The 18,362-nt window shown below is 70.7% G+C and carries 9 protein-coding genes and 1 pseudogene; 8 read left to right on the top strand and 2 right to left on the bottom strand.

Annotated elements, in window-relative coordinates; genetic code table 11:
- The first annotated feature begins 66 nt into the window (after positions 1-66).
- A complete protein-coding gene (locus ACQ9ZG_RS07875) occupies positions 67-1,671 on the top strand; it encodes an amidohydrolase (protein ID WP_109917287.1) in 1,605 nt (534 codons plus the stop codon).
- Between the two features lie 427 nt (positions 1,672-2,098).
- On the opposite strand, the pseudogene ACQ9ZG_RS07870 reads toward ACQ9ZG_RS07875, so the two are convergent.
- Together ACQ9ZG_RS07870 and ACQ9ZG_RS07865 are read right to left on the bottom strand one after the other, a co-directional pair.
- A pseudogene (locus ACQ9ZG_RS07870) lies at positions 2,099-3,010 on the bottom strand (phosphatase PAP2 family protein); the annotation flags it as partial.
- Positions 3,011-3,107: 97 nt separating this feature from the next.
- The gene (locus ACQ9ZG_RS07865; RefSeq protein ID WP_018486769.1) at positions 3,108-4,151 is read right to left on the bottom strand and encodes a LacI family DNA-binding transcriptional regulator; all 1,044 of its coding nucleotides are present in this window, start codon (positions 4,149-4,151) and stop codon (positions 3,108-3,110) included.
- 372 nt (positions 4,152-4,523) lie between these two features.
- Between ACQ9ZG_RS07865 and ACQ9ZG_RS07860 the strand changes: the two genes are divergently transcribed.
- The 7 genes from ACQ9ZG_RS07860 (at position 4,524) to pulA (ending at position 18,174) form a co-directional block, all read left to right on the top strand.
- On the top strand, positions 4,524-5,795 hold the full coding sequence (locus ACQ9ZG_RS07860) for an extracellular solute-binding protein (protein WP_109917289.1): 1,272 nt from the start codon (positions 4,524-4,526) through the stop codon (positions 5,793-5,795).
- A gap of 19 nt (positions 5,796-5,814) precedes the next feature.
- Positions 5,815-6,834: a carbohydrate ABC transporter permease gene (locus ACQ9ZG_RS07855; protein ID WP_084995997.1), complete on the top strand. Its 1,020-nt coding sequence runs from the start codon at positions 5,815-5,817 to the stop codon at positions 6,832-6,834.
- Positions 6,831-7,709: a sugar ABC transporter permease gene (locus tag ACQ9ZG_RS07850; RefSeq protein ID WP_018486766.1), complete on the top strand. Its 879-nt coding sequence runs from the start codon at positions 6,831-6,833 to the stop codon at positions 7,707-7,709. The genes ACQ9ZG_RS07855 and ACQ9ZG_RS07850 overlap by 4 nt, the downstream gene beginning before the upstream one ends.
- Positions 7,710-7,820: 111 nt before the next feature.
- Positions 7,821-9,548 carry a glycoside hydrolase family 13 protein gene (locus ACQ9ZG_RS07845; RefSeq protein WP_499280176.1) on the top strand — a complete coding sequence of 576 codons (1,728 nt, stop codon included), beginning with the start codon at positions 7,821-7,823 and terminating at the stop codon, positions 9,546-9,548.
- The gene (locus ACQ9ZG_RS07840) at positions 9,533-10,588 is read left to right on the top strand and encodes a LacI family DNA-binding transcriptional regulator (RefSeq protein ID WP_181398151.1); all 1,056 of its coding nucleotides are present in this window, start codon (positions 9,533-9,535) and stop codon (positions 10,586-10,588) included. The genes ACQ9ZG_RS07845 and ACQ9ZG_RS07840 overlap by 16 nt, the downstream gene beginning before the upstream one ends.
- A 433-nt stretch (positions 10,589-11,021) precedes the next feature.
- Complete coding sequence (locus ACQ9ZG_RS07835; RefSeq protein WP_109914820.1) at positions 11,022-12,758, top strand: carbohydrate-binding module family 20 domain-containing protein; 1,737 nt, start codon at positions 11,022-11,024, stop codon at positions 12,756-12,758.
- A gap of 88 nt (positions 12,759-12,846) precedes the next feature.
- Positions 12,847-18,174: a pullulanase-type alpha-1,6-glucosidase gene (gene pulA / locus ACQ9ZG_RS07830; protein WP_109914821.1), complete on the top strand. Its 5,328-nt coding sequence runs from the start codon at positions 12,847-12,849 to the stop codon at positions 18,172-18,174.
- Positions 18,175-18,362: the final 188 nt, after the last annotated feature.

Raw genomic sequence — 18,362 nt, 5'->3', positions numbered from 1 at the left:
CTCCGGCCCGGCCGCAACCCGTCACCGCCTCCGCCCCCCCTGACCAGCCCGCAAGGAGCCTCCACCGTGACGTCCTCAGCCGATCTCCTCATCACCGGGGCCCGCGTCCGCACCCTCGACCCCGACCGGCCCACCGCCTCCGCCGTCGCCGTCCGGGGCGGGACGATCATCGGGGTCGGGGACGCCGATGACCTGCGGGAACTCCGGGGGAGCGGGACCGAGCACCTCGACCTCGGCGGTACCGCCACCCTCACCCCGGGGCTCACCGACGCCCACAGCCACCCCGTCTGGGGGCTGGAGATGGCCACCGGCACCGACCTCACCGCCGTCCGCGACCTCGACCAGCTCCGGGCCGACCTGGCCGCAGCCCCGCGCACCGAGGGGTGGGTGATCGGGTGGGGGCTGGACCACAACGCCTTCGGGGACCGGCCCGTCGGCCACGCCCTCATCGAGGACGTCCTCGGTGGCGCGCCCGCCTTCCTCCGCCTCTACGACGGGCACTCCGCGCTCGCCTCGGCCGCCGCCCTGGAGCGGGCGGGCGTCACCGGGCCCCGCACCTTCGCCCAGCGCGCCGAGGTCGTCTGCGATCGGGCCGGGCGGCCCACCGGGCATCTCGTCGAGCATGCCGCGATGGACCTCGTCACCCCGGTCCTGCCCTGGCCCTCCCTGGCCGAGCGGCGGGCCGGGCTGGTGGAGCTGCTCTCCGCCATGGCCGCCACCGGGCTGACCGGGGCCCATGTGATGGACCTCGGGGACGGCTCCGTGCCCGCCTTCCTCGCCGCCGTGGAGGAGGACACCGACCTTCCCGTACGGCTCCGGCTCGCGCCCTGGTGCATGCCGGGCGTCGACCAGGAGGGGCTGGAGGAGCTGGTACGGCTCCAGCGCGAGGCCGGGCGGCTGTGGCGGGTCGGCGGGGTCAAGTTCTTCATGGACGGGACCGTGGAGGGCGGCACCGCCTGGCTGGAGGAGGCCGACTGCCACGGCCAGGGCACCGAGGCGTTCTGGCCGGACCCGGCCGCGTACACCGAAGCCGTCACCCACCTCCACCGCGCCGGGGTCCGCACCGCCACCCACGCCATCGGGGACGCGGCCGTACGGCATGTCCTGGACACCGTCGAGGGGCTGGGGGAGAGCGGGCGGCTGCGCCACCGCGTCGAGCACATCGAGTCGATCCCGCACGCGGTGGCCGACCGGTTCGTCCGGCTCGGGGTGATCGCCTCCATGCAGCCCACCCACACCGCCTACACCCGCGCCGACCACACCGACGCCTGGTCCCGGCGGCTCGGCGACGAACGCGCCGCCCGCGCCTGGCGCTGCCGCGACCTGCGGGACGCGGGGGCCTACCTGGCGCTCGGCTCGGACTGGCCGATCGCCCACTACGACGTACGGCAGGTGCTGGCCACCGCGCGGCTGCGGCGGCTGCCGGGGGCGTACGACACCGAGCCCGTCGCCCCGGAACAGGCGCTGACCGGGCTGATGGCCCTGGAGGGGTGCACCTCGCACGCGGCCGTGGCGGCGGGGGAACAGGCGGTGGCGGGGCGGATCGCGCCCGGGTTCCGGGCCGATCTGACCGCCTTCGGGGTGGACCCGGTGGAGGCCCCGGCGGACGAGCTGGGCGACGCCCCCGTCCGGCTCACGGTCACGGGGGGACGGGTCGTGCACCGGGGGTGAGACGGGGACGGAAACGGCGGTGCGGGCGGACATGACGTCCGCCCGCACCGCCGGGTGTCTGCCGTGGTGTCTAGGGTCTCCGCGCTCCCGCGGGCTCCGGGTCATCGGACGGCTCGTCCGAAGGCATCCCGGAGGGTTTCCCGGAAGCCGTTCCCGGTCCGGAGGGTTCTGTGGTGGCCGCCGTCGGGTCGGAGGGTGTTCCGGAAGCCGTCCCCGGTCCCGAGGGTGTTCCGGAAGCCGTCCCTGGTCCGGAAGGTGTTCCGGAGGCCGCCGTCGGTCCGGAGGGTGTTCCGGAAGCCGTCCCCGGTCCGGAGGATGTTCCGGAAGCCGCCGCCCGCCCCGAAGGCTTTCCGGAAGCCGCCCCCGGTTCCGCATGCCTTCCGGAAGCCTCATCCGGTCCCGAGGGATTCCCGGACGGCTCCCCGGTCCGGGTGCCCGACGGCTCCCCGCCCGGAGTGGCCGTCGGCTCCCCGGGCCCGGCGTCCGTCGCCGGGCGTGGCAGCCCTGCCGCCGTCCGTACCCCCGTCAGCCGCCCGCCCCGTCTCGACGGCACCCGCTTCGGCAGGTGGTGCGGCAGCGAGCCGTACCAGACGCGGGAGACCGCGTAGCCGAAGGCGAGGCAGATCATGCCGCCCACCGCGTCCAGCCAGAAGTGGTTGGCGGTGGCCACGATGACGACCAGCGTCAGCGTCGGGTAGAGCAGGCCCAGGATGCGGGCCCAGGGCGCCGAGGCCAGGGCGAAGATGGTCAGGCCGCACCAGAGGGACCAGCCGATGTGCATCGACGGCATCGCCGCGTACTGGTTCGACATGTTCTTGAAGTTGCCCGAGGCCATCGAGCCCCAGGTCTCGTGCACCAGCACGGTGTCGATGAAGTTCGCGCCGTTCATCAGACGCGGTGGCGCCAGCGGGTAGAGGTAGTAGCCGAGCAGGGCCACCGCCGTCGTCGCGAAGAGGACCAGCCGCGTCGCCGCGTAACGGCCCGGATGGCGGCGGAAGAGCCAGACGAGGACGCCGATGGTCACGACGAAGTGCAGCGTCGCGTAGTAGTAGTTCATCGACACGATCAGCCATGTCACGGAATTGACCGCGTGATTGACCGTTTCCTCGAACGCGAGGCCCAAGGACTTCTCCGCCGACCAGATCCAGTCCGCGTTCCGCAGGGCCTGGGCCTTCTGCTCGGGTACGGCGTTGCGCACGAGCGAGTACAGCCAGTAACTGACCGCGATGAGCAGGATCTCGAACCAGAGCCGGGGCCGGCCGGGCGATCGCAAGGAGCGGAAGCGGTCCGACCAGCCGGTCTTCCCGTCTTCCTGTGCTGTCACATGCGTCTCACCCATAGGCAGAGAGTCTTCCATAGAGATTCCCCTGCCCCCGATCATCCTCCGGTCGGGTTCCGGTCGCACATCCTGCGTCTCAAGGACGAGGGCGTCGGCCTCAAGGACGAGAGGGGGACCCTGATCCGACCGCGGGTCCGGAGGCCGTCGTCCCGCGGACCACCAGCTCCGGCATGAAGACGAACTCGCTGTGCGGGGCCGGGGTGCCGCCGATCTCCTCCAGCAGCGTGCGGACCGCGGCCTGGCCCATCGCCGTCACCGGCTGCCGGATGGTGGTGAGCGGGGGGTCCGTGAACGCTATGAGCGGCGAATCGTCGTAGCCGACCACGGAGAGGTCCCGGGGGACCTCCCGGGAGAGCCTGCGGGCCGCCCGGATCGCCCCGAGCGCCATCATGTCGCTCGCGCAGACGACCGCCGTGCAGCCGCGCTCCATCAGGGCGGAGGCGGCGGCCTGGCCGCCCTCCAGCGTGTACAGGGAGTGCTGGACCAGCTCCTCGATCTCCTCCGGGGCCAGACCCAGCTGCTCCCGCATCGTGGCGTGGAAGCCCTCGATCTTGCGGAGCACCGGGACGAACCGCTTGGGGCCGACCGCCAGTCCGATACGGGTGTGGCCCAGCGCCACCAGATGCGTCACCGCCAGCCGCATCGCCGCCCGGTCGTCGGGGGAGATGAAGGGGGCCTGCACCTTGGCGGAGAAGCCGTTGACCAGGACGAAGGGGACGCCCTTGCCGCGCAGTTGCTCGTAGCGCTGCATGTCGGCCGAGGTGTCGGCGTGCAGCCCGGAGACGAAGATGATGCCCGAGACGCCCCGGTCCACCAGCATTTCGGTGAGTTCGTCCTCGGTGGAGCCGCCGGGGGTCTGGGTGGCCAGCACCGGGGTGTACCCCTGGCGCGTCAGCGCCTGGCCGATGACCTGGGCCAGCGCCGGGAAGATGGGGTTCTCCAGCTCCGGGGTGATCAGTCCGACCAGGCCCGCGCTGCGCCGGCGCAGCCGTACGGGGCGTTCGTAGCCGAGGACGTCGAGCGCCGCGAGGACGGATTCACGGGTGGTCGCCGCGACCCCGGGCTTGCCGTTCAGGACTCGGCTGACCGTCGCTTCGCTGACCCCCGCCTGAGTTGCGATATCGGCAAGCCGTGCGGTCATGTCAGTGGACTGTACCGGGCCCGTGTCGGATTGCCCACTGTGCGGCATCGCGGGGCGGCGGTCCGGCCGGGGGCTGGTGTGCCGCCCCGCGGCGGCATGGCGTACGGCAAGGTCTTGCAAGCTCTTGCGGGGATGTCGTTGCGGGGTGCGGTCGTATCGTCGCACTGCGGTCATGCCGTCCGTGGCCTGCCCCTGCCAGGGCTCCACCGCTTCCGTCAAGGGGCTTGACGGCAACCTTGAGGACACGCGAATGTAACGATCAACAGGGCTTGCAGAAATCTTCCGCAAGGTCTTTCGGCGGTCTTTCATCCTTGTTACGTTCACGTCGACCCGGCGCCGCGACGGAGCGGTACGGCAGTTGAAGGAGTTCAGATGCGACGTGGCATAACGGCCACCGCCCTGGTCGCGGCCCTGGCGCTCGCGGCGACCGCGTGCGGCGGCGGCGACAAGTCCGACGGCGGTTCGAGCTCGGGCGAGCTCTCCGGCACCGTCACCTGGTGGGACACCTCCAGCGTCGGCAGCGAGGACAAGGTCTTCAAGAAGCTGGCCGAAGGCTTCGAGAAGAAGCACCCGAAGGTCGACGTCAAGTACGTCAGCGTCCCCTTCGGTGACGCGCAGAACAACTTCAAGAACGCGGCGCAGTCCGGCAAGGCCGCGCCCGACGTGATCCGCTCCGAGGTCGCCTGGACCCCGGACTTCGCCTCCCTCGGCTACCTGGCCCCGCTCGACGGCACCCCCGCCCTGAAGAGCCAGGACGACTTCCTGCCGCAGGCCGTCGCCTCCACCAAGTACGAGGACAAGACCTACGCCGTCCCGCAGGTCATCGACTCCATGGGCATCTTCTACAACAAGAAGCTGCTGCAGGAGGCCGGCGTCGAGCCGCCGACCAACCTGGACGAGCTGAAGAGCTCCGCCAAGGCGATCAAGGACAAGACCGGCAAGACCGGCCTCTACCTGCGCGGCGACGACCCGTACTACTTCCTCTCCTTCCTCTACGGCGAGGGCGGCGACCTGGTCGACGCCAAGACCAAGACGGTCACCGTGGACAAGCCCGAGGGCGTCAAGGCGTTCAAGGCGGTCAAGGCCCTGGTCGACGACGGCACCGCGAAGACGGATGCCTCCGACGGCTGGGAGAACATGATGCAGGCGTTCAAGAACGGCGACGTCGCGATGATGATCAACGGCCCCTGGGCCGTCGCCGACACGCTGACCGGTGACGAGTTCACCGACAAGGACAACCTGGGCATCGCCACGGTCCCGGCCGGCTCCGCCGCGCACGGCGCCCCCCAGGGCGGCCACAACCTCGCCGTCTACGCCGGTTCGAAGAACCTGGCGGCCTCCTACGCCTTCGTCGATTACATGACGTCCGTGGAGGCCCAGGCCACCGCCGCCGGCGAGCTGGGCCTGCTGCCGACGCGCACCTCTGCGTACGCCAAGAAGGAAGCCGTCAACAGCGAGATCGTCGGCTTCTTCAAGCCGGTCGTCGAGACCGCCGTCGAGCGCCCCTGGATCCCCGAGGGCGGCAGCCTCTTCGCCCCGCTCGGCGTCGAGTACACCAAGGTCCTCACCGACCAGACCACGCCGGAGAAGGCCGCCAAGGCCGTCGGCGACGAGTACCGCAAGCTCCTGAAGGACTGGAAGTAACAGGAAGGTTGGCCGACTGATGGCTGTCCACACCAGCCAGTCGGTGGTGAAGGCCGCGGGCGGGAACACCGCCCGCGGCCGGAGCCGCGGTACTGGCACCCCACCACCGGCCCCCGGCCGTTTCCGGCGCGGCCTGTCGACCCACTGGTACGCCTGGACCATGGTCGCCCCGGTCGTCGTCGTGATCAGCGTGATCATCGGCTATCCGCTGCTGCGCGGGATCTACCTGTCGATGACCGACGCCGACGAGCGCAACGTCGCCCGCTCCATCGGCGTCAACGAACTGCCCGCCACCTACGAGTTCGTCGGTGTGGACAACTACGTCGACGCGCTGACCGGCTCGCAGTTCCTCGGCACGCTCGGCTGGACGCTGGTGTGGACGGTCGCCTGCGTGAGCATCACGTTCGCGTTCGGCATGGCGCTGGCCAACCTCCTCAACCGGAGGATCGCCGGCCGCTCCGCCTACCGCATGGCCCTCATCCTGCCCTGGGCCATCCCCGGCTTCGTCTCGGTCTTCGCCTGGCGCTTCCTCTACAACGAGGAGCGCGGCCTGCTCAACAAGATCCTCGGCGGGGCCGGCTTCGACGCCGTCCCGTGGCTGAACGACCCGACCGTCGCCAAGTTCGCGGTCATCGCCGTCAACGTCTGGCTCGGCATCCCCTTCATGATGGTCGCCCTGCTCGGCGGGTTGCAGTCCATCCCCTCGGAGCAGTACGAGGCCGCCGAGATGGACGGCGCCACCGCCTGGCAGCGCTTCCGCCACATCACGCTCCCCGGACTGCGCCCGGTCTCCACCACGGTGGTCCTGCTCTCCACCATCTGGACCTTCAACATGTTCCCGGTGATCTTCCTGCTCACCCGCGGCGGACCCGGTGAGGCCACCCAGATCCTCGTCACCCAGGCGTACAAGTTCTCCTTCGAGATCAGCCCGCGCGACTACGCCCAGTCCTCCACCTGGGGCGTGCTGATCCTCGTACTCCTGATGCTCTTCGCCGTGATCTACCGGCGAGTCCTGCGCTCCCAGGGAGACAACTGGTGACCACCGCGACCGAAACCCCCGCCCGGCACGCCGTGCGCAAGGTCCGGCTGCGCGGCGAGCGCTCCCCGCTCGCCTCGGTCGGACTCCACCTGACCCTGATCGTCGCCTCGGTGATCGCGGTCTTCCCGGTGCTGTGGGTCCTGCTGACCTCGCTCAAGCCCGCCAAGTACGCCACCACCACGGACTTCTTCCGCGAGACCACGTTCGTCAACTACACGAACCTGATCCGCGACACCGAGTTCCTCACCTGGTTCGCCAACTCCGCGATCATCGCCGGGCTCTCCACCACCATCGGCGTCTTCGTCGCCGCCACCACCGGCTACGCGGTCAGCCGCTTCCGCTTCCCCGGCAAGCGCGGGCTGATGTGGACGCTGCTGATCACCCAGATGTTCCCGGTCGCCGTCCTCATCGTGCCGATCTACAACATCATGGCGAGCATGGGCCTGCTCAACCAGCCCGCCGGTCTCGTCATCACCTACCTCACCATCTCGGTGCCCTTCTGCGCCTGGATGATGAAGGGCTTCTTCGACACCATCCCGCGCGAGATCGACGAGTCGGGCGAGGTCGACGGCCTCACCCCGTTCGGCACCTTCTGGCGCCTGATCCTGCCGCTGGCCAAGCCGGGCCTCGCGGTCACCGCGTTCTACTCCTTCATCACCGCCTGGGGCGAAGTCGCCTACGCCTCCGCCTTCCTGGTCGGTGACGAGAACCTGACGCTGGCCGGCGGACTCCAGAAGTTCGTCAACCAGTACGGCGCCCAGTGGGGCCCGATGACCGCGGCCTCCGTGCTCATCGCCATCCCGGCCGCCCTGGTCTTCCTGTTCGCGCAGAAGCACCTGGTCACCGGTATGTCCGCCGGAGCCGTCAAGGGCTGACACCGCCAGGACGCCACCACCCGCACGCACCACCGCATTCGTCACGGCGGCGCCGGACACACCCCGACCGGTCACCGGCGCCGCTCCCCACCCAGACACCCCAGGGACGACATGACCCAGCACCTCGCTGCCCCCTCCACCGGCACGTCCGACGACGCCCCGGGCCACCGCACCGGCTGGTGGCAGGACGCGGTGATCTACCAGGTCTATCCGCGGAGCTTCGCCGACGGCAACGGCGACGGCATGGGCGACCTCGCCGGCGTCACCGCCCGCCTGCCCTACCTGCGGGACCTCGGCGTCGACGCGGTGTGGCTCTCCCCCTTCTACGCCTCCCCGCAGGCCGACGCCGGGTACGACGTCGCGGACTACCGGGCCATCGACCCGATGTTCGGCACCCTGCTGGACGCCGACGAGCTGATCCGCGAGGCGCACGCCCTGGGTCTGCGCATCATCGTCGACCTGGTCCCCAACCACTCCTCCGACCAGCACGAGTGGTTCAAGCGCGCCCTGGCCGAGGGCCCCGGCTCCGCCCTGCGCGAGCGCTACCACTTCCGCCCCGGCAAGGGCGCGAACGGCGAACTCCCGCCCAACGACTGGGAGTCCATCTTCGGCGGTCCCGCCTGGACCCGTACGGTGAACCCGGACGGCACCCCCGGCGACTGGTACCTCCACCTCTTCGCCCCCGAGCAGCCCGACTTCAACTGGGAGCACCCGGCCGTCGCCGACGAGTTCCGCTCCATCCTGCGCTTCTGGCTCGACATGGGCGTCGACGGCTTCCGGGTCGACGTCGCCCACGGCCTGGTCAAGGCCGAGGGGCTGCCCGACCTCGGCGCCCACGACCAGCTGAAGCTGCTCGGCAACGACGTGATGCCCTTCTTCGACCAGGACGGCGTCCACGAGATCTACCGCAGCTGGCGCACCGTCCTCGACGAGTACCCGGACGCAATGGGGCCCGAAGGGCCTTCGACGGAAGGGCGGCGGCGGGTGACGGGCGGGCGGATCGCCGTCGCCGAGGCGTGGACCCCGACCGTCGAGCGCACCGCCAACTACGTGCGCCCCGACGAGATGCACCAGGCCTTCAACTTCCAGTACCTGGGCACCGACTGGGACGCCGGCAAGCTCCGCGAGGTCATCGACGTCTCGCTCGCCGCGATGCGCCCGGTCGGCGCCCCCACCACCTGGGTGCTCTCCAACCACGACGTCACCCGGCACGCCACCCGGTTCGCCAACCCGCCGGGGCTCGGCACCCAGATCCGTACCCCCGGCGACCGCGGACTCGGCCTGCGCCGGGCCCGCGCCGCCACCCTCCTGATGCTCGCCCTGCCCGGCTCCGCCTACGTCTACCAGGGCGAGGAGCTGGGCCTGCCCGACGTCACCGACCTGCCCGACGAGGCCCGCCAGGACCCCTCGTTCTTCCGCGCCGAAGGCCAGGACGGCTACCGCGACGGCTGCCGCGTCCCGATCCCGTGGACCCGCGAGGGAAGCTCGTACGGGTTCGGCGCGGGCGGCAGCTGGCTCCCGCAGCCCACCGGCTGGGGCGAGCTGTCCGTGGAGGCGCAGACCGGCGTGGAGGGCTCCACCCTGGAGCTGTACCGGGCCGCCATCGCCGCCCGCCGCGACCACCCGGGGCTCGGCGCGGGCGCCGACGTCGAGTGGCTGGACGCCCCCGAGGGCGTGCTCGTCCTCGCCCGCCCCGGCTTCGTCTGCACCGTCAACACCACCGGCGCCCCCGTCCGGCTCGCCGCCCGCGGCCGGGTGCTGCTCGCCAGCTCCCCGGTCACCGTCGACGGCGCCGAGGCCGTGGTCCCCGCCGACACCACGGTGTGGTGGACGGTGTGACACTGCCCGCACCCAGGACCGGCGCCGCGCCCCGGCTCTCCGACATCGCCGGCCAGGCGGCGGTGAGCGAGGCGACGGTCAGCCGGGTCCTGAACGGGAAGCAGGGCGTCGCGGACACCACGCGTCAGCGGGTGCTCGCGGCGCTCGACATCCTGGGCTACGAGCGGCCGCTGCGGCTGCGCCAGCGCAGCGCCGGGCTGATCGGGCTGGTGACGCCCGAACTCACCAACCCGATCTTCCCGGCGTTCGCCCAGTCCGTCGAACAGGTGCTGGCCGGGCACGGCTACACCCCCGTGCTCTGCACCCAGCTCCCCGGCGGGGCGACCGAGGACGAACTCGTCGAGCAGCTCGTGGAGCGCGGCGTCGGCGGGATCGTCTTCCTCTCCGGGCTGCACGCCGACACCTCGGCCGACCCGGCCCGGTACGCCGCGCTCACCGAGCGCGGGGTGCCGTTCGTCCTGATCAACGGCTACAACGAGCGGATCAGCGCCCCGTTCGTCTCGCCCGATGACAACGCTGCCGTACGGATGGCCGTCGGCCACCTCGCGGACCTCGGCCACCGCCGGATCGGCCTGGCCATCGGCCCGCAGCGGTACGTCCCCTCGCGCCGCAAGCGGGACGGGTTCGTGGAGGCGGTCATCTCGCTGCTCGGCATGGACCGGGCGGAGGCCGAAGGGCTCGTCTGCTCCACGCTGTTCAGCGTCGAGGGCGGCCAGGTGGCGGCGGGCGCCCTGCTGGACGCCGGGTGCACCGGCATCGTCTGCGGCAGCGACCTGATGGCCCTGGGCGTCGTGCGCGCCGCCCGGGGGAGAGGGCTCGACGTGCCCAGGGACGTCTCGGTCGTCGGCTTCGACGACTCGCAGCTCATCGCCTTCACCGACCCGCCGCTGACCACCGTGCGCCAGCCCGTGCAGGCGATGGCGGCCGCGGCGGTGGGGGCCCTGCTGGAGGAGATCGGCGGGAGCCCGGTGCAGCGCACCGAGTACGTCTTCCAGCCGGAGCTGGTGGTACGGGGCTCGACGGCGGCGGTCCGCACGTAGGCGCGGTCGCGAGGGACACGTACAGAGAGGCGTCCAGGAGTCGGCCCAGGAAGGGCCGGCGGGGAGTTGTGCGACCCCTGGACGCCTCTCTTGTCGTGACCGGCCCGGCCGGCCGGGCGCGTGGGGTCCGGGGCACCACGAGGCGCCTCGGAACCCTCGGCCGACCGGACCGGAGTCGGATGAAACGTAACAGGCCCGCAATATCTTGCGAAATACCTTGCAGCAAGAAACCGCGAAGAAAAATGGCTTGTTTCGTGGATGTGAGCGGGGGATGTCCAAAGGGTTGACCGGTGCGTGACGGCCTCGTACGGTCTGGTCCGCAGCAAGGTTTGCAGTCTTGCAGCAAGAACCTTCAGGAGCCTTGAGGGCATGGCGCGTTGCCGACTGAGGCTGCACCGTCACCCGCGTTTCCCCCACCCGCAGGAGGAAAGACATGGCACGCAGACCCCTGTCTGCCGCGCTCGCCCTCGTGGCCGGCGCCGCTGCCGCCCTGGTCGTCCCCACCGGATTCGGCACCGCGTCCCCCGCGCAGGCCGCCGCTCCGGGCGACAAGGACGTCACGGCCGTGCTGTTCGAGTGGAAGTTCGCCTCCATAGCCAAGGCCTGCACGGACTCCCTGGGTCCGGCGGGCTACGGCTACGTCCAGGTCTCGCCGCCCCAGGAGCACATCCAGGGCAGCCAGTGGTGGACGTCCTACCAACCCGTCAGCTACAAGATCGCCGGCCGCCTCGGCGACCGCGCCGCCTTCTCCGCCATGGTCAACACGTGTCACGCGGCCGGCGTCAAGGTCGTCGCGGACTCCGTCATCAACCACATGTCGGCGGGCAGCGGCACCGGCACCGGCGGCTCGTCGTACACCAAGTACAACTACCCGGGCATCTACTCCGGCAGCGACATGGACGACTGCCGGTCGGAGATCACCAACTACCGGGACCGCGCCAACGTCCAGAACTGCGAGCTGGTCGGCCTGGCCGACCTGGACACCGGCGAGGAGTACGTACGCGGCCGGATCGCCGGCTACCTCAACGACCTGCTCTCCCTCGGCGTCGACGGCTTCCGCATCGACGCGGCCAAGCACATGCCCGCCGCCGACCTGGCCAACATCAAGTCCCGCCTCACCAACCCGAACGTCTACTGGAAGCACGAGGCGATCTACGGGGCGGGCGAGGCGGTCTCGCCCTCGGAGTACCTCGGCAGCGGAGACGTCCAGGAGTTCCGTTACGGGCGGAGCCTGAAGCAGGTCTTCCTCAACGAGAACCTGGCCCACCTGAAGAACTTCGGCGAGGGCTGGGGCTTCATGGAGTCCGGGAAGTCCGGCGTCTTCGTCGACAACCACGACACCGAGCGCGGCGGCGACACCCTCAACTACAAGAACGGCTCCGCCTACACCCTCGCCAACGTCTTCATGCTGGCCTGGCCCTACGGCTCCCCGGACGTCCACTCCGGCTACGAGTTCAGCAACCACGACGCCGGACCGCCCAACAACGGTCAGGTGAACGCCTGCTACAGCGACGGCTGGAAGTGCCAGCACGACTGGCGCGAGATCTCCTCCATGGTCGGCTTCCGCAACGTGTCACGCGGCCAGGCCGTCACCAACTGGTGGGACAACGGCGGCGACCAGATCGCCTTCGGCCGGGGCGACAAGGCGTACGTGGCCATCAACCACGAGGGCTCGTCGCTGACCCGGACCTTCCAGACCTCGCTGCCCGCCGGTGACTACTGCGACGTGCAGTCCGGCCGGGGCGTCACGGTGAACGGCTCCGGCCAGTTCACCGCCACCCTCGGCGCCGGTACGGCGGTTGCCCTGCACACCGGCGCCCGCACCTGCTCCGGTGGCGGCGGCTCCAACCCCGACCCGGGCCCGGGCAACGGCCAGTCCGGCGCCTCCTTCGGCGTCAACGCCACCACCCAGCTCGGCCAGAACATCCACGTCACCGGCGACCAGGCGGCCCTGGGCAACTGGAACCCGGCCAACGCGCCGAAGCTCGACCCGGCCACGTACCCCGTCTGGAAGCTGGACGTGAACCTGCCCGCCGGGACCACCTTCGCCTACAAGTACGTCCGCAAGGACGCGGCCGGCAACGTCACCTGGGAGAGCGGCGCCAACCGCACCGCCACCGTCCCCGCCTCCGGAAGGGTCACGCTCACCGCCGACGTGTGGCGCGGCTGACCCCTACCTCCCTCGGTGGGCCGGAGGCGCGCGCCGCCTCCGGCCCACCGCCAACCCTCCTGCACACCAGCCGAGGAGCAACCCTCTCGTGTCCAGAACCACCCTCAGACGAGGGGTGATCGCCGCGCTCTGCGCGGCGCTGCTGCCCGTCGTCCCGGCGGCCACCGCCGCCGCATCGCCCCGACCGCCCGCCCCGCCCTCCGACGCGAAACTGGCCAGGGAGGCGGCCCGGCACGACCTCACGCGCGAGCAGTTCTACTTCGTGCTGCCGGACCGGTTCGCCAACGGCTCCACCGCCAACGACCGCGGCGGGCTGACGGGCTCGCGCCTGGAGCACGGCTTCGACCCCACGGACAAGGGTTTCTACCAGGGCGGCGACCTCAAGGGCCTGACCCAGAAGCTGGACTACATCAAGGGCCTCGGCACCACCGCCATCTGGATGGCGCCGATCTTCAAGAACCGCCCGGTCCAGGGCACCGGCAAGGACGCCTCCGCGGGCTACCACGGCTACTGGATCACCGACTTCACCCAGGTCGACCCGCACTTCGGCACCAACGCCGACCTGAAGAAGCTGATCGACCAGGCCCACGCCAAGGGCATGAAGGTCTTCTTCGACGTCATCACCAACCACACCGCCGACACCGTCGACTACGCGGAGAAGGCCTACGGCTACAAGCCCAAGGGCGCCTTCCCCTATCTCGACAGGGACGGCCGCCCCTTCGACGACCGCGAGGGCGTGAAGAAGGTCGACCGGGACTCCTTCCCGTACACCCCGGTCCAGGCGCCCGGCGCTGAGAAGAAGGTGCCGTCCTGGCTCAACGACCCGACCATGTACCACAACCGGGGCGACTCGACGTGGGCCGGCGAGTCCAACGAGTACGGCGACTTCTCCGGCCTCGACGACCTGTGGACCGAGCGTCCCGAGGTCGTGAAGGGGATGCAGAAGATCTACGAGAAGTGGGTCCGCGACTTCCGTATCGACGGCTTCCGCATCGACACCGTCAAACACGTCGACCTGGACTTCTGGACCCAGTGGGCCACCGCGCTCGACGCGTACGCGGCCAAGCAGGGCCGGAAGAACTTCTTCATGTTCGGTGAGGTCTACTCCGCCGACCCGGCGATCACCTCGCCGTACGTCACCCGGGGCCGCCTCGACTCGACGCTGGACTTCCCCTTCCAGGAGGCCGCCCGCCAGTTCGCCTCCCAGGGCGCCCCGGCCGACCGGCTCGCCTCCGTGTACGGCCAGGACTACCGCTACACCACGGACAAGGCCAACGCCTACGAGCAGGTCACCTTCCTCGGCAACCACGACATGGGCCGCATCGGGACCTTCCTCAAGCAGGACAACCCGGACGCCGACGACGCGGAGCTGCTGAAGCGGGCCCGCCTCGCCAACGAGCTGATGTTCCTCGGCCGGGGCAACCCGGTGATCTACTACGGCGACGAGCAGGGCTTCACCGGAGCGGGCGGCGACAAGGACTCCCGCCAGACCCTCTTCGCCTCGAAGACCGCCGACTACCTGGACGACGACCAGCTCGGCACCGACCGCACCCACGCCTCGGACGCGTACGACCCCACGCACCCCCTCTACCGCTCCATCGCGGGCCTCTCGAAGCTCACCAAGGAGCACCCGGCGCTGCGGGACGGCGTCCAGAGCGAGCTGGCCGTCGAAGGAGCGGCAGGGTCCGTGTACGCCACCTCGCGCATCGAGACGAAGCGGCCGTACGAATACCTCGTCGCCTCCAACAACGCGACCACCCCGAGGACGGTCCAGCTCGCCACCGAGTCGGCCGGGATGAACTTCCGTACGCTCTATGGCGGTTCCGGCGCGGTCCGCAGCGGTACGGACCGGAAGGTCACCGTCTCCGTGCCCGCGCTCTCCAGCATCGTGCTGCGCGCGGAGAAGCCGGTCGGCGCTCCCGCCGCCAAGCCCGCGATCACCCTGAAGGCCCCGGCCGCCGGTGCCACCGGCACCGTGGAGATCGACGCCGACGTGGACGGCGGCCAGCTCAACCGGGTCGTCTTCGCCGCCCAGGTGGGCAACGGGAAGTGGCAGACGCTCGGTTCGGCCGACCACGCCCCGTACAAGGTCACGCAGTACCTGGACGAGAGCGTCAGGGCCGGAACGCCCCTGCGCTACAAGGCCGTCGTCGTCGACCGGACGGGCCGCACCTCCAGCGCCCTCGCCGCCACCACCGCCGGCCGGACCCCGCCGAAGCCGAACCCCGTCGCCGTGGAGCGGGACCGGGCCGTCGTCCACTACCAGCGTGCGGACGGTGACTACGACGGCTGGCAGCTGAAGTCCGGTGAGAAGACGGCCGAGTTCATCGGGCGGAGCGCGTACGGCGCGTTCGCCTGGCTCGACCTGGAGAAGGGCACGGACTCCGTCCCGTACACCGTCGAGAAGAACGGCACCGCCGACGGCCCGCAGCGGACCGTCGACCTCTCGGTGACCGGGCAGGTCTGGATCGAGCAGGGCAAGGACGGGCAGGCGGTCGAAGCCCCCGAGGCGCCGCCGCAGGACACCGCGAAGGCCGTCCTCAACTACCACCGCCCCGACGGGGACTACGACGGCTGGGGCCTCCACACCTGGACCGGCGCCAAGGAGCCCACCGACTGGGCCAAGCCGCTGATGCCGGTGAAGCGGGACGCCTACGGGGTCACCTTCGAGGTGCCGCTCACCGACGGGGCCACCTCGCTCAGCTACATCCTGCACAAGGGCGACGAGAAGGACCTCCCCAGCGACCAGTCCCTGGACATCGCCACGTACGGCCACGAAGTCTGGCTGATCGGCGGCAAGCCGGGCTATCTGCTCCCGCAGACCGGCGGCGGCGCGGCCCCCGACCTCACCAGGTCCGAGGCGCAGTGGATCGACGCGGACACCGTCGTCTGGAAGGTGAAGGCGACCGACGCCACCAGCCAGCAGCTCGTGTACGCGACGAAGGGCGGCATCTCCGTCGTCGACGGGGCGCTCTCCGACGAGGGCCAGTGGCTGCGGCTCCGGCAGGGCGAGTTGAGCGACGGGCAGAAGGCCAGGTTCCCGCACCTGAAGGACTATCCGGCCTTCACCGTCGACCCGCGCGACCGCGACCGCGTCCGTGAGTCCCTGCGCGGCCAGGTCATCGCCACCCAGCGGGCCGCCAACGGCGCCCTCCTCGCCGCCACCGGCGTACAGACCGCCGGCATCCTCGACGACCTGTACGGGAAGCGCGCGGCCACCGCCGAACTCGGCCCGGTCTTCCGGAAGTCGGTTCCCACGCTCTCCGTATGGGCACCGACCGCCGCGACCGTCGCCCTCGAACTCGACGGCCGTACGCACCCGATGAAGCGCGACGACCGCACCGGCGTCTGGTCCGTCACCGGAAGCAAGAACTGGAAGGGCAAGCCCTACCGGTACGTGGTCACCGTCTGGGCGCCCACCGTCCAGAAGCTCGTCACCAACAAGGTCACCGACCCCTACTCCACCGCCCTGACCGCCGACTCCGCCCGCAGCCTCGTCGTCGACCTCACCGACCCGAAGCTCGCGCCGAGCGGCTGGTCCGGACTGAGGAAGCCCGCCGCCGCCCCGCTCCGGGACGCCCGGATCCAGGAGCTGCACGTCCGGGACTTCTCCATCACGGACCGCACCGCCAAGCACCCCGGTGAGTACCGGGCGTTCACCGACACCCGCTCCAAGGGCATGCGGCACCTGAAGAAGCTCGCGGACGCCGGCACCAACTACGTCCATCTGCTGCCCGTCTTCGACATCGGGACCATCCCGGAGAAGAAGAAGGACCAGGCGAAGCCCGCCTGCGACCTGCACGTCTACGCCCCCGACTCCGAGGAGCAGCAGGCCTGTGTGAGCAGGGCCGCCGCCAGGGACGGGTTCAACTGGGGGTACGACCCCTTCCACTACACCGTCCCCGAGGGCTCGTACGCCTCCGACCCGGACGGCACCAAGCGCACGGTCGAGTTCCGGCAGATGGTCCAGGGCCTCAACCAGGCCGGACTGCGCACGGTCATGGACGTCGTCTACAACCACACCGTGGCCTCCGGCCAGGACGACAAGTCGGTCCTCGACCGGATCGTGCCCGGCTACTACCAGCGGCTCCTGGAGGACGGCACCGTCGCCACCTCCACCTGCTGCGCCAACACCGCGCCCGAGAACACCATGATGGGCAAGCTCGTCGTGGACTCGGTCGTCACCTGGGCCAGGGAGTACAAGGTCGACGGCTTCCGCTTCGACCTGATGGGCCACCACCCCAAGGACAACATCCTTGAGGTCCGCAAGGCGCTGGACCGGCTCACGCCCGCCAAGGACGGCGTGGACGGCAAGAAGATCATCCTGTACGGGGAGGGCTGGAACTTCGGGGAGATCGCCGACGACGCCCGCTTCGTCCAGGCCACCCAGAAGAACATGGCCGGCACCGGCATCGCCACCTTCTCCGACCGGGCCCGTGACGCCGTGCGCGGCGGCGGCCCCTTCGACGAGGACCCCGGCGTCCAGGGCTTCGCCTCCGGCCTCTACACCGACCCCAACTCCTCGCCCGCCAACGGCACCCGCGCCGAGCAGAAGGCCCGGCTGCTGCACTACCAGGACCTGATCAAGGTCGGCCTCTCCGGCAACCTGGCCGACTACACCTTCACCGACACCTCCGGCCGTACGGTCAAGGGCTCGGACGTCGACTACAACGGGTCGCCCGCCGGTTATGCGGCCGTCCCCGGCGACGCCCTCGCCTACTCCGACGCCCACGACAACGAGACGCTCTTCGACACCCTCGCCTTCAAGCTCCCGGCGGGGACGAGCGCCGCCGAACGGGCCAGGGCCCAGGTGGTCGCCATGGCCGCCTCCGTCCTCTCCCAGGGACCCTCGCTCTCCCAGGCGGGCACCGACCTGCTGCGCTCCAAGTCCCTGGACCGCAACTCCTACGACAGCGGCGACTGGTTCAACGCCCTGCACTGGGACTGCCGGGACGGCAACGGCTTCGGCCGGGGGCTGCCGCCCGCCGCCGACAACCAGGACAAGTGGTCGTACGCCAAGCCGCTGCTGACGGCCGCCGCCACGATCGCCCCCAAGTGCGCCGAGATCGACGGCGCTTCGGCCGCCTACCGCGACCTGCTCACCATCCGCACCACCGAGAAGGAGTTCTCCCTCGCCACCACCGCCCAGGTGCAGTCCGCCCTGTCCTTCCCGCTCTCCGGACCGGCCGAGACCCCCGGCGTGATCACCATGCGCCTGGGCAGGCTCGCCGTGGTCCTCAACGCCACCCCGCAGACCGCGGCACAGAAGCTCGCCGCCCCGGCGGGGAAGACGTACGCCCTGCATCCGGTCCAGGCCAAGGGGACGGATCTTACGGTCAAACGAGCCACATACGACGCGAAATCGGCCAGTTTCACCGTCCCGGGACGTACGGCGGCGGTCTTCGTCCTGCGCTGACTCCCACCGGCACTACGGTGACGGCAGACGTCGGCGAAGGAGCCGCGACAGCCGTCCCGGTCCACCCGGCCGGTCCCGTCTCCCCCGTGGGGGCTTCCTCGTCGAAGCTCCCGCCGAGGGGGAGGCGGGACCGGCCCGGTTCTGCGGCAGGAGCCCCGTCCGGGGCGGTCGGCCCCACCCGGCGCCCT

Origin of the sequence: Streptomyces araujoniae, from assembly GCF_050871195.1 — a bacterium.
Taxonomy (GTDB): domain Bacteria; phylum Actinomycetota; class Actinomycetes; order Streptomycetales; family Streptomycetaceae; genus Streptomyces; species Streptomyces bacillaris.
This window is presented reverse-complemented; position numbering and strand designations above follow the sequence as displayed.

Excerpts from the sequence above, each read along its gene's own strand:
- ACQ9ZG_RS07865 (WP_018486769.1), bottom strand. The coding sequence starts at position 4,151 with ATGACCGCACGGCTTGCCGATATCGCAACTCAGGCGGGGGTCAGCGAA.
- ACQ9ZG_RS07835 (WP_109914820.1), top strand. The coding sequence starts at position 11,022 with ATGGCACGCAGACCCCTGTCTGCCGCGCTCGCCCTCGTGGCCGGCGCC.
- ACQ9ZG_RS07860 (WP_109917289.1), top strand. The coding sequence starts at position 4,524 with ATGCGACGTGGCATAACGGCCACCGCCCTGGTCGCGGCCCTGGCGCTC.
- ACQ9ZG_RS07845 (WP_499280176.1), top strand. The coding sequence starts at position 7,821 with ATGACCCAGCACCTCGCTGCCCCCTCCACCGGCACGTCCGACGACGCC.
- ACQ9ZG_RS07855 (WP_084995997.1), top strand. The coding sequence starts at position 5,815 with ATGGCTGTCCACACCAGCCAGTCGGTGGTGAAGGCCGCGGGCGGGAAC.